The sequence below is a fragment of the Enterococcus sp. AZ197 genome, assembly GCF_050556405.1.
GTDB lineage: Bacteria > Bacillota > Bacilli > Lactobacillales > Enterococcaceae > Enterococcus > Enterococcus faecalis.
Genome location: NZ_CP187873.1, coordinates 1843227 through 1858015 on the forward strand (window position 1 = coordinate 1843227; position 14789 = coordinate 1858015).

General features: G+C 37.2%; 6 protein-coding genes. 2 read left to right on the forward strand and 4 right to left on the reverse strand.

From position 1 onward, the window contains the following. Positions 1-321: 321 nt before the first annotated feature. The gene (locus tag IGK82_RS08945) at positions 322-4875 is read right to left on the reverse strand and encodes an isopeptide-forming domain-containing fimbrial protein (protein ID WP_430605084.1); all 4554 of its coding nucleotides are present in this window, start codon (positions 4873-4875) and stop codon (positions 322-324) included. A gap of 473 nt (positions 4876-5348) precedes the next feature. Further along, a complete protein-coding gene (locus IGK82_RS08950; RefSeq protein ID WP_002402574.1) occupies positions 5349-6164 on the reverse strand; it encodes a MerR family transcriptional regulator in 816 nt (271 codons plus the stop codon). A 66-nt stretch (positions 6165-6230) separates the two neighbouring features. On the opposite strand from IGK82_RS08950, the gene IGK82_RS08955 reads away from it, so the two are divergent. Both IGK82_RS08955 and IGK82_RS08960 read left to right on the forward strand, forming a co-directional pair. Then, positions 6231-7958, forward strand: a complete 1728-nt coding sequence (locus IGK82_RS08955) for an ABC transporter ATP-binding protein (protein ID WP_002359874.1) — start codon at positions 6231-6233, stop codon at positions 7956-7958. Between the two features lie 52 nt (positions 7959-8010). After that, positions 8011-9789, forward strand: coding sequence for an ABC transporter ATP-binding protein (locus tag IGK82_RS08960; RefSeq protein WP_002388273.1), 1779 nt, complete (start codon positions 8011-8013; stop codon positions 9787-9789). Between the two features lie 53 nt (positions 9790-9842). Here IGK82_RS08960 and trpS read toward each other — a convergent pair whose 3' ends face one another. Together trpS and IGK82_RS08970 are read right to left on the reverse strand one after the other, a co-directional pair. After that, positions 9843-10847 (reverse strand): tryptophan--tRNA ligase, encoded by a 1005-nt coding sequence (gene trpS / locus IGK82_RS08965; protein WP_002372105.1) that lies wholly within the window; start codon positions 10845-10847, stop codon positions 9843-9845. Between the two features lie 161 nt (positions 10848-11008). Further along, positions 11009-14788, reverse strand: a complete 3780-nt coding sequence (locus IGK82_RS08970; protein WP_016622083.1) for an Ig-like domain-containing protein — start codon at positions 14786-14788, stop codon at positions 11009-11011. Between the last annotated feature and the right edge of the window lies 1 nt (position 14789).

Consider the following 14789-nt stretch of genomic DNA (forward strand, 5'->3'; position numbering starts at 1 on the left):
TTATAAAATCTGAGAACTTGATAGTTTCACAGAGGATATCCTCTAATTATTTTTGAGGAGGACTATTTTTGAATTTTATCCGTAAAAAACACTAGAGCAATTCGTTTAATTGTAGTTTATTTTTTTGCAGTTTTAATGCAAGCTGGTTCTTTATTATTACTAGCTATTTCACTACTATTTTTCTATTTGCCTTTATGCACACACAATATGTTGGATTTCTTGTTATAAATCAAAAAGAGTTGACGACATAGGTCATTTTGACTTATGTCGTCAACTCTTAAATTTTCAGCTAATTAGTCGTTCTAAAACAATCGATTTTGTTTACTCCTCTTTTTCTTTGTTTCTCTTTATAACATAGAGAATTAATACAATTAAGATCAGTCCTACACCCAGATACGCAAATATTTTTTGGACTTTTTCTCCTGTTTTTGGTAAATAGGATGATTTAGACGTTTCTTTCTTGTTTATGGCAATTTCATTTTTACTATTTTTTGTAGGTTTGTTCTGGTCTGTAACAACTTTTTTTGTTTCCTTTTTATTTTTCGCTGGTTCTTCAGGCGTAATGGGCACTTCTGGTTCTTCTGGTGGATTGATGCCATCATCTACTTTGGCTTTGTTGAGAATTGTTTCGCCCGCTTTGGCTTCTTCGTTAACGATCACTTTGAAACGAATACTCCGTTCTTTCGTATCGGTGATACTTGGGTATTCCGCTGTGATTGTGCCGTTAGCTTCTTTCAAGCTGGTTGGTTTTGGTTCATCACCGACACTTGTTAGGCTATCTTTGACATACGTCAGTCCTTTTGGTAGTTGGTCTGTGATAACTACTTTGTTTAGGACGCCGTTTTCGATGGTGTTGCGGAAACTGATTGTGTACTCGATTTCTTCCCCTAGTTTTGGTTTAGAGTTATTAACGGTTTTTGTTGCGGTTAATTTGCCTTCTTTCGCTTCTGGTACCACTGGCACCTCTGGTTCTTCGGGCGGATTAACTGTGTCATCTACTTTGGCTTTGTTGAGAATTGTTTCGCCCGCTTTCGCTTCTTCGTTAACGATCACTTTGAAACGAATACTCCGCTCTTTTGTATCAGTGATACTTGGGTATTCCGCTGTGATTGTGCCGTTAGCTTCTTTCAAGCTGGTTGGCTTTGGTTCATCACCGACACTTGTTAGGCTATCTTTGACATACGTCAGTCCTTTTGGTAGTTGGTCTGTAATAACTACTTTGTTTAGGACACCATTTTCGATGGTGTTGCGGAAGCTAATTGTGTACTCGATAGTTTCGCCTAGTTTTGGTTTGGCGTTATTAACAGTTTTTGTTGCGGTTAGTTTGCCTGCTTTTACTCGAGGTGTGATTGGTTCTTCGGGTGTAATGGGCACCTCTGGTTCTTCGGGCGGATTAACTGTGTCATCTACTTTGGCTTTGTTGAGAATTGTTTCGCCCGCTTTCGCTTCTTCATTAACGATCACTTTGAAACGAATACTCCGTTCTTTCTTATCGGTGATACTTGGGTATTCCGCTGTGATTGTGCCATTGGCTTCTGTCAAGCTGGTTGGTTTTGGTTCATCTCCAACACTTGTTAGGCTATCTTTGACATACGTCAGTCCTTTTGGTAGTTGGTCTGTGATAACTACTTTGTTTAGGACACCATTTTCGATGGTGTTGCGGAAGCTAATTGTGTACTCGATAGTTTCGCCTAGTTTTGGTTTGGCGTTATTAACAGTTTTTGTTGCGGTTAATTTGCCTTCTTTTACTCGAGGTGTGATTGGTTCTTCGGGCGTAATGGGCACCTCTGGTTCTTCGGGCGGATTAACTGTGTCATCTACTTTGGCTTTGTTGAGAATTGTTTCGCCCGCTTTCGCTTCTTCATTAACGATCACTTTGAAGCGAATACTCCGCTCTTTCGTATCGGTGATACTTGGGTATTCCGCTGTGATTGTGCCATTGGCTTCTGTCAAGCTGGTTGGTTTTGGTTCATCTCCAACACTTGTTAGGCTATCTTTGACATACGTCAGTCCTTTGGGTAGTCGGTCTGTGATAACTACTTTGTTTAGGACACCGTTTTCGATGGTGTTGCGGAAGCTGATTGTGTACTCGATTTCTTCCCCTAATTTTGGTTTGGCGTTATTAACAGTTTTTGTTGCGGTTAATTTGCCTTCTTTTACTTGAGGTGTGATTGGTTCTTCGGGCGTAATGGGTACCTCTGGTTCTTCGGGTGGATTAACTGTGTCATCTACTTTGGCTTTGTTGAGAATTGTTTCGCCCGCTTTGGCTTCTTCGTTAACGATCACTTTGAAGCGAATACTCCGCTCTTTCGTATCTGTAATACTTGGGTATTCCGCTGTGATTGTGCCATTAGCTTCTTTCAAGCTGGTTGGTTTTGGTTCATCACCGACACTTGTTAGGCTATCTTTGACATACGTCAGTCCTTTTGGTAGTTGGTCTGTGATAACTACTTTGTTTAAGACGCCATTTTCGACAGTGTTGCGGAAGCTAATGGTGTACTCGATAGTTTCGCCTAGTTTTGGTTTAGCGTTATTAACGGTTTTTGTTGCGGTTAATTTGCCAGTTACTTGTTCGTCTGCAATTTTCGCTTCTACTATATTAGAAGTTTCGTTGACTTTTGCAGATGTTAAAATATCTACTGCCTCAACGGTTGCGCTATTAGGCACTAATTCATTTGCTTTTGCTCGTTCATTTATCTGCGCTTTAAATTCGTAAATTGTTTCAGCTGTATCAGCTTTGTAGCTACCTCCTTGTGTAGCAGTTGCACCATTGCCGACACGGACTATAATTTGTTTATTGGTTTCATCATATTCAGCTTGATCATCGCCTGAAGCATCCGTTTTTTCACCAGAATTTGGTCCACTAATAATTTTTAAAGAGCCTGGCAAATAATTTAAGCGACCATCTAGTGCATCCTTCGAGACTGAATTTATCGCTTCAGAATCAGCTTTTGTATTTTTTAGTGAGACACGATACGTGATTGTTTCACCAACTTTGTAAGTTTCTTTTGGTTCCACAATTTCTTTCTTAATTTCAAATTCAGGCGTTTCTGCGTTTACAGCAAAACCAATCGCATTCGTAGAATAATCGTCACCACTACTTGTTGTTCTAAAATTAATTTGGTTTTGTCCAGCATTTAAAACACCTTCGGGAATTGCCATACGATCGATATCAATATCTAAAAAATTAGGATGATCCGGCGCAAATTTCCCTGGATACTTGTCTACCATATGTTCATCGTTATCTGTCACAGTTGCGTTCATAGCATTGTTAACTGGATTGAGCGTGTTCGAAATATTTACCCAAGTTCCTGCACTATTTTTAATTTGTGCGTTGTCTCCAGTCCAGTATTTATCTCCTTGAACAGTAAACCAGGTCACAATTGGATCAAGATTTCCTTGTTTTGCTGTTAAAAAGTTGCTCATAGTAAATTCATTATTGGTTCCAGCAGCATTACCACGTGCTCCATAGTAAATACTAAAAGCTCTTGACTTACTTGCCTGATCCTTTGTAACAACAAACAAACTCCAACCACTAAAGTTATAATATTGATATTGACCATTTAAACTACTTGTCATAGGAATATCTGCCAACGTATAACTCCCTGTCGCACTTTTATCCCCTTGTAAAATTGAAGTTACATCTGCATAATTAGAAAATCCAGTGTTATTGTACCCGAAACGTTGTCCTGGGTTTGTTGCATCTTGATCGATACGATGGTACCTTTGGGGCGAAACACGCTGTACGGTTCCATTTGGTGTTGTAAATTGAACTGGTGCACTAATTTCTTCATCAGAAAGATTTGTTCCGTAAGCAGGGCCTTTATATCTAGATGCACTCCAAAATAAGCCCGCCCAAGCAATCTCTTTTGCACCATTTAAATCAATATAAGCCCGACTAGAGTTATACGTATTTGGATCATTGTCAACATCTGCAAATTCTAAAGGAAAATTGTTAATTGCATAACCACTACTTGCTCCCCGTGTGTTTAAAAATGTTTGTGCAGCCGCCGTATTTTCATTCGCAATTTTTAAGTTGGTATTTCCCGTTGAAAAAAGTTCTCCTTTATGAACGCTTTGATAAATCGGTGTATTAAACCCCCGACCAGGTGTTGGTGGCACTAACGGACCAGTAGGTTGCGCCTTTAATGGAGGTTGCTCAGGACTTTCGGTAGCCTGCGTTAGTGCTGTCTCTTGAATACTTTCTGTCGACTTTCCTGCTTCAGGCTTTGTTTCGTTACTAGTAGTTGCGGTCATTTCATTTGTAGAAGAGGCTGTTTCGCTTGCCTGATTTTCTCCTTTTGTTTCTGAAGTTTCCTGTTTTTCCTTCGAAACAAACTCTTTATCTGCTAGCATATCTTTACTAGGTAAATCAATTACTAGTGTTCCTTTTTCATTATCTTCTATTAGTACGCTGGCCAATAACTTGCTCGACGCTTTTGTAGTTATTTGCCCATTTATGGTAATCTTTCTTGTCGAATTTGGTTGAAGGTTAAGCAGTTTAATATCGGTTGTTTGATCTTTCTCATTTGTTTCAACCTTTGCTTGTTCTTCTAAAGACGTAGGTCCTCGCTCTTCACTTAAAGTATCTAAAACAAATTTGATTGGACTATCATTGGTATTTTTTTGTTTTAAAATGAGATCTTTGATCGGTACATCTCGTGTATTTGTTACTTCGTAAGTGACCGTTTTAATATCTTCTTGAGACGATGTATCTTCTATTTTCCCTATTACTTTGAGCCCGTCTTTTTCAACAGTCTTCTCAGCATCACTTGTTACTTCTTGAGCAAACGCGTTCATCATTGGTAACAAATTTAAAATAAACAGCATGGTAATCATAAGGTAACTCACAAAATTTTTAACTGCTTTATTCATTTACATTCTCCTTCGTTCTTTTCATTTACTTAAACAAATCATCTTCAAACAACTTTTACAATTACTAATTGTTTCTCAACATCCACCTCCATAAAATACTTTTCAACCTTCAATTCTTTCTTTATTTAGCTACAACAACTTTTTTTAACGTACGATTTTCCGTTTCTCCTTATAATCAAAAAGTAACACATTATATTAGCTAAAAAAAGAAAAAAACCCGATATTTCAACAAAAAATCGTGAATTAAATAACACGTTTTATATGAAGCAAATATATTGACTTTCCCTAAAAAAATACAAACATAGGTAAGTTCTAGCTTTAAGAGTAATTTTTTTATTGTTTTCCCTTTAATAACATTCGTTCTAAATTGTTTTAAAAACTAAAACTTTTTTCATGTAATTTTCATTACATTTACCAAAAAAAGAAACTAGCTTAGCTACATTTGCTATTGCTAGTTCCTTTTTTTAATTGTTTTACTTTTCCCCTAAAATTTCAATCCAACCATAATAATATTCAATATATTGGTTTTCCTCTTCTAGTTGTGTCAAGATATGCTCTCCGACAACGATGCCTGTTTCAAATCCTTGTTTTGCTAAACGCTTTTTTACTTCTTCGATATTATTCAAACGGGTATCTTGTGTATTGACTTTTAAAATAAAGCCTTTGTATTGGCTACTTGATTCTTTGACCCAAATCACTTTATCTAAACTTTTTTTATTCACATGATTTGCCAAACAAATCCCATACGTCAGTTCATTGGATTCACTTAAATCCCCGTAAATACCTAAAGTTGAAATGTGTTCCATGTAAACTTTCATCTCTTCTGGATCCTCAATATCAACAACAACAATTTTATCAAAAGGAATTGGTTCATCTGAAAAAACCAATGTTTCTAAATCAATTAACGCATGTAAATGTAATTTTCTTTTCTTGATTTCTTTGTATTTATGCTGAAGCCTTTTTATTTCTTGCCCCAGTTGTTCTTCTGTTGCTTCCATGGTGGCATAGAGATCGGTAGGTGTCTTTTTATATAAATTCAACATATCTTTGATAGGAATCCCCATTTTTCGATAAAAATCAATATCATATATTTTGAACAAATCTTCTAAATCAAAGGTTCGATATCCGTTTTCTTCATTGCGTGTTGTACTAATCAACCCTTGCTCGTCCCAATAACGAATCGTGGACTTAGGGATATTTAACAACTCAGAAACATCTTTTATTGTGTAATTTTTTTCCATACTGTTCCCTCCATCAAAAAGTTTAGCATTTCTACTGTTGACATTCAAGTTACTTGAACGTGTACAATGACTCTTTGTAACAGCTAAAACGGTATTGTTTAAGGAGGAAATTTCATGAAATTAATGAAAGAGTTTATTAAAGAAAATAAATGGATTGTTCTTGCGACAACTTTAACCATCTGTTTGCAAATCGCAGGAACCCTTGGCGTCCCTAAATTAGTTGGCAAGTTGATTGATGTGGGCATCGTTAGCGGTGACCAACAAGTAATTAAAACGATTGGCATACAAATGTTTCTTGTGGCATTCATTGGAACAATTGCCGCAATTATTTCTAGCTATTTGTCTGCTTTAGTAGCTGCTAAATTTGGTTTTCAAGTTAGAGGATTGTTCTTTAAAAAATTTCAACAATTCTCGATGAAAAATGTTGATAAGTTTGGTTCAAATTCTTTGCTAACTAGAATGACCAACGATGTAGATAATGTTCAAACAATGATTGTGCTATTTTGCCAATTAATCTTTCCAGCGCCTATTATTAGTTTATTTGCCTTAGTGATGACATTTTCTTATTCAGTTTCACTCGCTTGGGTAACATTGGCTTCCATCGTATTTTACTTAGTCGTTGTTTATTTTTTAATGAAAAAAGGTACCCCTTTATCTTTAAAAATTCAACCAAAAATGGATCGAATTACTACGACTTTACGAGAGTTCTTTACTGGAATTAATATGATTCGTGCGTTCAATAATCAAGATTTTGAAGAGCAGCGAACCAATCAAACATTTAAAAATTATGCTGAACGCATGAGTAAAGTGAATCAAATCTTTGCTTGGATTACTCCCGTTGCCTTTTTATTAATGGGCGTTGTGTACGCCTCTATTTTGTGGTTTGGCGGTAATTTAGTTGCAGTAGGCACCCTACAAATTGGCACCGTTACAGCTGTGATTGAATATACGCTTCTAACTTTGGCCTACTTAATGATCGCGGCTATGGTATTAGTTGTCATTCCACGGTCCGTTGCTTCCTTGAATCGCTTGCAAGAAGTTTTGTCAGAAGAAATTGAAATTAGCGATCCTCACACTGAAGCAACCATTGCTTATCATCCTGAGAAAGCCTTGATTTGCTTCGATCACGTCACGTTTCAATACACAGAAACAGCTGATCCTGTTTTAGAAAATGTTAGTTTTGTCATTCCTAAAGGAAAAACAACGGCGATTGTTGGAGCAACTGGCGCTGGTAAAAGTACTTTAGTTAAGTTACTTTTACGAATAAATGAGGTCACAGCCGGCACGATTAGCTATTCTGGCACAGATATCCGCTCATTATCTCAGCAAACGATTCGCCAAGTCATCAGTTATGTGCCACAAAAAGCCTTTCTTTTCAGTGGGACAATCTTATCAAACTTATTAATGGGAAATGCCAAAGCAACTACAGAAGAAATAAGAACGGCACTAGAAATTTCACAATCTTCTGAATTTATCGATTCCTTACCACAAGGGATTGAAAGTTTCGTAGCACAAGGCGGGTCCAACTATTCTGGTGGTCAAAAACAAAGAATGTGTATTGCACGAGCCTTAATCAAACCGGCAGACGTTTATATTTTCGATGATAGCTTTTCCGCATTAGATTACAAAACTGACGCCGCTCTACGTGCCGCTTTACATGCACAAATGTCGGACAAAACTTTACTCATTGTTGCTCAACGGTTAAGTACAATCATGAACGCTGACAATATTATCGTCCTAGATGAAGGAAGGATTGTTGGTCAAGGCACCCACGCTGATTTACTTACCACTAATAGCTATTACCAAGACTTTGCTAAATCGCAAGGTATCTTACCCAAGTAATTAAAGAAAGGATGTGACTGCTTGAAAGAAAGTTTTCTTTTCAAGCCATACAATGAAAAAAACAATGAATCTTCAAAGCTTTAAACGTTTCTGGAAAATGATTAAACCTGAGCATCCAATCTTTTATGGTCTAATGATCTGCAGTTTAATTGGAAACTTATTAATTGTTGCCATGACCTATATTATGGCAATCGGGATTGATAACCTCTTAGAAGCTATCAAGCGTGTCGGGCTCAAAGGTATGACACTTCCTTTAGTTGAAGAAGCGCTCTTAGGTCCCGTCTTACTTTTAATTCTCTTTTCAATCATTAGTAGTATCACTTCTTTTATTCAGGAACGAGCAATGGCTTCTTTAAGCGAACGGGTTACTTTAAGAATTAGAAAAGAAGTGACAAAAAAGTTTAAAACTTTACCAATGGCCTTCTTTGACAATCACCAAGTGGGCGATATCATTAGTCGTTCAACAACTGGCTTAAACCAATTGTCACAAGTTCTTTTAACAGGCATCAACCAATTTTTCACTTCCGTCGTGACTATCCTTTTTGCAGGAATTATGTTGTTCTATATTGATGCAAAATTAACCATTTTAGTGTTGCTGCTAATTGGCGGCAGTACTTTCATGACGACAAAAATCGCGAATAAAAACAAGGTGTTTGCTGATCAAAGTCAAGCTGAATTAGGTCAATTAAATAATAAGATGGAAGAATATTTAGCAGGAAATTTGGTCACAAAGACCTTTAATCAACAGCAAAATGCTGAAAAAACAATTGCTGCTGTTAATCAACAACATTATCGTGCCTTTAAAAAAGCACAGTTTCTAAATTTTGCGATTTATCCAGCTATTCGTTTTATTAATCAGTTGGCTTTTATTATTAGTGCTATCTTAGGCGCAATGCTCGTTTTATCTGGTGGTATTACGATTGGTTTCTTGCAAGCGTATTTGCAATATATCAACCAAATTTCTGAGCCGATTTCTACCGCTTCTTATGTCATTAACTCAATTCAAGCAGCGATGGCTTCCATTGATCGGATTTTTGTTATCTTAGATGAAGCTGATGAACAGCCAGAAGCAACTCATTTAGAAACTATTTCTTCTCCTAAAGGAGCCATTGAATTTAAAAATGTTCAATTTGGCTACACACCAGAAAAAATTTTAATGAAGAATGTTGATTTTTCTGTTCAACCGAAAAAAACAGTGGCCATTGTAGGACCCACCGGCGCTGGTAAAACAACATTAGTCAACTTATTAATGCGTTTCTATGAAATAAATCAAGGTGCCATTACTTTTGATGGGATTGATATTACGAAACTTTCTCGACAAAATCTAAGAAATTTATTTGGCATGGTTTTACAAAACACTTGGCTATTTGAAGGAACCGTAGCAGATAATATTGCCTATGGAAAAAAAGATGCTTCTCGTGAAGAAATAATTGAAGCAGCTAAAATTGCTCAATGTGATCATTTTATTCGGACCCTTCCTCAAGGATATGACACAATTATTTCTAGCGAAAATGGTGCATTATCACAAGGGCAACAACAGTTATTAACCATCGCCCGAATCATTTTAGCAAATCCGCCCGTTGTTATTCTCGATGAAGCAACTTCGAGTGTGGACACACGAACAGAAGCCCATATTCAAAAAGCGATGGAAACTGTCACAGAAAATCGAACAAGCTTCGTTATCGCTCATCGATTATCCACGATTGAAAATGCTGATTTAATTTTAGTGATGAAAAATGGCGATATTATTGAAAAAGGAACGCATCAGGAACTATTACAAGCTCCGACTCTTTACGCCAGCTTATATAATAGTCAATTTCAAACCACTTAAAAAGAACTGGAACAAGTCATTCTTCTTTTGACTCGTTCCAGTTCTTTTATTGCTTAGAAATATTGAATTCCCATCGCTTTTTTGACTTCTGTTAAGGTTTGTGCTGCCACTTTTTCAGCAGCAAGACTTCCTTTATGCAACATTTCCATAATCGCTTCTGGATTTTTAGCCAGCTCTTCACGACGTCGACGAATCGGTGCGAGTTCTTCTTCTAGGACATCAATTAAGTAACGTTTAATTTTCACATCTCCTAAACCGCCATGGCGATAGTGCTCTTTTAATTCTTCAATATATTCTTTATTTTCCCCAAAAACATCCAAGTAAGTAAAGACCATATTTCCTTCAACTTGTCCTGGGTCCTCTATACGAATATGATTTGGATCGGTATACATACTCATTACTTTTTTCTGCACCACTTCAGCTGGATCTGAAAGATAAATACCATTGCCTAAAGACTTACTCATTTTTCCGTTGCCATCAATTCCTGGCAAGCGTCCCATGCCTTTTGGTGGTAACACAGCTTCCGGTCTAACTAAAACTTCACCGTACGTCTGATTAAAACTATGCACAATTTCTTGCGCTTGTTCCAACATTGGTTTTTGGTCTTCCCCAACTGGGACTAAGTTCGCTTGAAAGGCAGTAATATCAGCAGCTTGTGAAACGGGATAAATAAAGAATCCTGTCGGAACACCTTCCCCAAATTTTTTTTGCTCAATTTCTGCTTTGACCGTTGGATTCCGACGAACACGTGACGTGGTCACTAAATTTAGATAGTACATTGTTAATTCAGCTAACTGTGGAATTTGCGATTGGATAAAAATTGTTGTTTTCGTAGGGTCTAAACCAACTGCTAAATAGTCCAAAGCAACTTCTAAAACATTGGCTGAAACTTTTTCGGGATTTTTTGCATTATCTGTCAATGCTTGTAAATCTGCAATCATGACAAATAATTGATTTGTAGGGTCTGCTTGCATTTCTACTCGTTTTTTTAAGGAACCTACGTAATGTCCTAGGTGCAATTTACCAGTTGGACGATCACCTGTTAAGATAGTATTCATTGTCTACACACCTTTATCGTTTACTTTCATTTATTATTTTACCTTGTTTTAAAAAGAATGAATAGTAGGCAATAGAATATTTATTGATTCTAGATAATCGAAGAGACTAGAAAGATTGCAAGCTACAGCAATTCTTGTTCCAGCCTCTTCAAACAGTTTATTTATTTTGTGACTTTAATTGAAAATTGTGCAGTCACTATCGGCAAAACTTTGCTTGTTACTTTGATTTGATAATTTCCTGCAGCAGTCGTTGCTTCTGTCCTAATCAGACCGTTTTCATCTACACTTACTGTATTGCCAGCATCTGGTGTAACCAACTCATACGTTACTTGCGAGCTCCAAGCATCCGTTTCTGTGTGCGGCGCTTGACCAACCACTTTAGATTGAATTTGATAATTTTCACCTGATTTTATAGTAGCTGCTTCTGTAGCAAATTGAATTCTTTCAGGAATCGCATGAGTTTGCACGACTTGGAAGATTTTTCGTTCATCGGGATTCGCAATTCCTATTTTTTCTTCTACTGCAGCAGGGAACTGGTAAGTACCTGGCGGGCTACTTGGCGAATAATTACTAACATCGTCATCCCAAGAAATAACCTTCAATTTCGTTTCGCTACCATCATCTAATTTTGCAATTACTTCAGTTGGCAAATTCAGTTCGCCTCGCGAGGTGCCTGTTAGTCGATCCAGCGTAGGCAATTCCTTGAATCCAACAATATGTTTAGCGGTGACTTTTACATTGGCAATAATTGGCATTGAGATACCTGCTGCTCGTCCTACAACAGTGAATGTTCCTTCTTTTTGATAAGAAGATGCTGGAACTTCTGACCAATTGACAGTCACTTCTCGTTTTGAACCATCCGAATAAAAAATAGTTGTTTTTTCTGGTAGATTAGGGGCTTGACCCGCTTCTGTCGTGACCTCAATCGACTCATGTTTGACTTCGAAAACATTCGATAAAACAATTTTAGGAGCTAAACTATCCTCTGTTAGCTGTTGACCAGTTGGCAAGGTCAATTTGCCTGTTAAAAAGTCTTGATAGGCCTTTTGTGCGCCTTCTTTTGAAAAAGCATCAAACCCAGCATTATCAGAATCATAACCAGGCAAACGACTGTCTGTAATCGCTAATAAGAAACTTAACTTGGCTGGAATTTTCTCACCACTTTGAATTAGCTTCCGTAGATAGTTACTAATATCAATAGAGATTGTATTTTGATTATTCATAATTGAGCTATTTGTAAAAGATTGTCGAGCAACAAATTCTTCATTTGGTACATTTAAATTATTTGGACCATTGTTCCAAGTAATGGTGTTACTCATCCAATTAGTATCTGTTCCATAAACATCTACTTGGAACTGCGTATTTTTCAAACGTTCATCATTTGTATTTCCAGCACCATTCCACGCATCATAACGCATCACATTTAGTTCTAAATTGGCACTTTTTAGTGATTGATAGTTCTTCAATTCTTGTGTATCAATTTCAACGTAAATCCGGCGATTATACCCCGCAGAACTAGCATTTTTTAATTTTAATGCGTAATTGCCCGTATAGTTTACTCCATAAGGATATTTATAGGCGTCTCCTGAACTAATGGCAGCAGTACCGCCTGCTATAGCAGAGTATGCTCGGTTACCATCACTCTTTTGAACATAGGCAGTTTGAGCTGTTTTTAGTTTAACGGTGTCTTTTCCTTCACCAAGTTCACCCTCAAAAGAGACCTTGGCTGTTACTTTGACAGCATCTATCGGTAAGCCGATAACTGTTGCTGCAACTTCAACTGTGCCTGCTGTATTAATTTTTTCTTGAGGGATTGCTTCCCATTGTAACTTAAATTCTTTTTTGCCTGTCGCAACCACTTCTTCATTAACGACTTCTTCGTACGTTAATTCAACTTGCTCTGGCAAATTAGGATACACACCTGTTGCCGAACTAATTTCTAACACTTGATTTTGATAACGAATACTTTTTTCAATTGTGGATGCTTGTTGCGCACCAATATCTAAAACTTTATTTTTCAAGCTATTTCCAAAGAAGTCTTCGGCCGCACTGTTCACTTCCGACAAGCCTTTACCAATCGCTGGAGAGGTTTCTTTTAATTGGAACATTTGTGCTCGCTGACGTAAGCGTTCTTTGGAAGTAAATTCAACCACATTATCTTTTGTTGGTTTCATTGTCGTAAATTCTTGCTCTGCCAACTCTTTCACTTTTTCAGGGTTATCTGTGATTTCTAATTGTGGTTTTTCAAAAATGTTTCCACTTGATACTAATTTTTCAACAGTTGCACCACTTTTTTCTGTAGCAATTTCTTTTGGCCAAATAACATTATTTTTGAAATATTTTTCTGGATTATCGACCATTTTACGTTCAATTGGTTGTGTCCCATTTGTTGGATAATTAGATAAGAATTTTAATTGTCCGGTACCTTCTTTGTATAAAATATTATTGTAAAAATTGGCTACTGTACCACTGTTGTCAGAACTATTTCCTTCACCAAATAATGACGTTGAAATACCGTCGCCAACATAAATCGTATTATTGTGGATAGTTGGCATTGCCGCTCCATCATTTTTCACCCAATAATGGAAAATGCTTTGTTCTTTATAATTGTAGCCACCAGCTCCGCCTGGATTGTCTTTACCTGTTCCTCGGTTACCACCGCCGTCATTAGCTGAGATATTGTAACGAATAACCGAATTTTTTTGATCAGACATAAGCAATAAAAAGCCGCCAGTATTATGATGTGAATAGTTATATTGATAAATAACATTGTTTGACTGCATGTCCACATCATAAGCTTCAGCATCGTTAAATCCATATTTGATTCCGTATACTTCGTTATATTGGAACAGTCCGTCATCTACAGACATTGCCCAAACGCCCGCGTAATTTTGTGTACCATAATCGGCATTGCACATTCGGACAGCAACATTTCCTTCGACGACACCGCCACTTTTGGCTTCTGACAAGACAATCCCGTCGCCAGCAATATCTTCTAAATAGTTATTACGAATCGTAATATTAGAAAACGTTTTGTAGAAAGTGTTGCCTCTTGAGGTATCTGAATCAGCTTTTGTTCGAATTCCTTCAAGTCCCACTCGTTGAATCACATTATTTTCAATCAAAATATCATTAAATCCAGTCGTTGTTCGATGATCATTGGCTGCCGTTACTACATTGCCATTCTCATCAAACCAACTTCCTAAAACAATAATTCCACCTACCGCTTTTAATCGTTTGGTTGCAGTATTCCCACTTAGATTCAAATAATATTCTGTTTGAACATCATGAACATAGTTATTCCGTATCGTGACACTATTGAACGTTCGATTTTGTTCATATCCTAGGACTAATATCCCCGCTCTTTGAGCATCTCCTGGTTTCTTATAGCCTTCGAGATTATCTAGCTCTGGTGTATTTGTCACTTCTAAGTTTGAAATATCCCAATATTCTTGGTTCACTAACTGCACGGCCCCTGAGATTGCACGTTTGAAAGTCCCTGTGCTGTAGGTGCCACCACCGTTAATAATCGGACGCCGTGTTGTTTCAAAAATGGTTTCTCCTTTGTCATTCGTATCATAAAAATCAATGACAATCTTTTGTGCCGCTGTCCCATTCCCTTTTGGATGCAACAATTGGTTATTCCAGGTACTTTGCGCATTCAGCAAAAGATGGTCGCCTGGCTGAAACTCCGTCTGATTCACTTTTTCAAAATCACGCCAAGCACTGGCTGGAGACTGCCCATCATTGGCATTATTTCCTCCTTCCCCATCCACATAGTAGGTCGTTCCATTTTGAGCGATCCCTACTGAACGAAAAAGCAACGGTTGATCACTCACTGTTTCCCCATAAGCAGGAAGACTAAATAATTGAAGCTGGGAAAAAACAAGCAAAATAGAAAGGAAGATGGTTACACTTTTAAAATACGCTTTTTTTCTCATT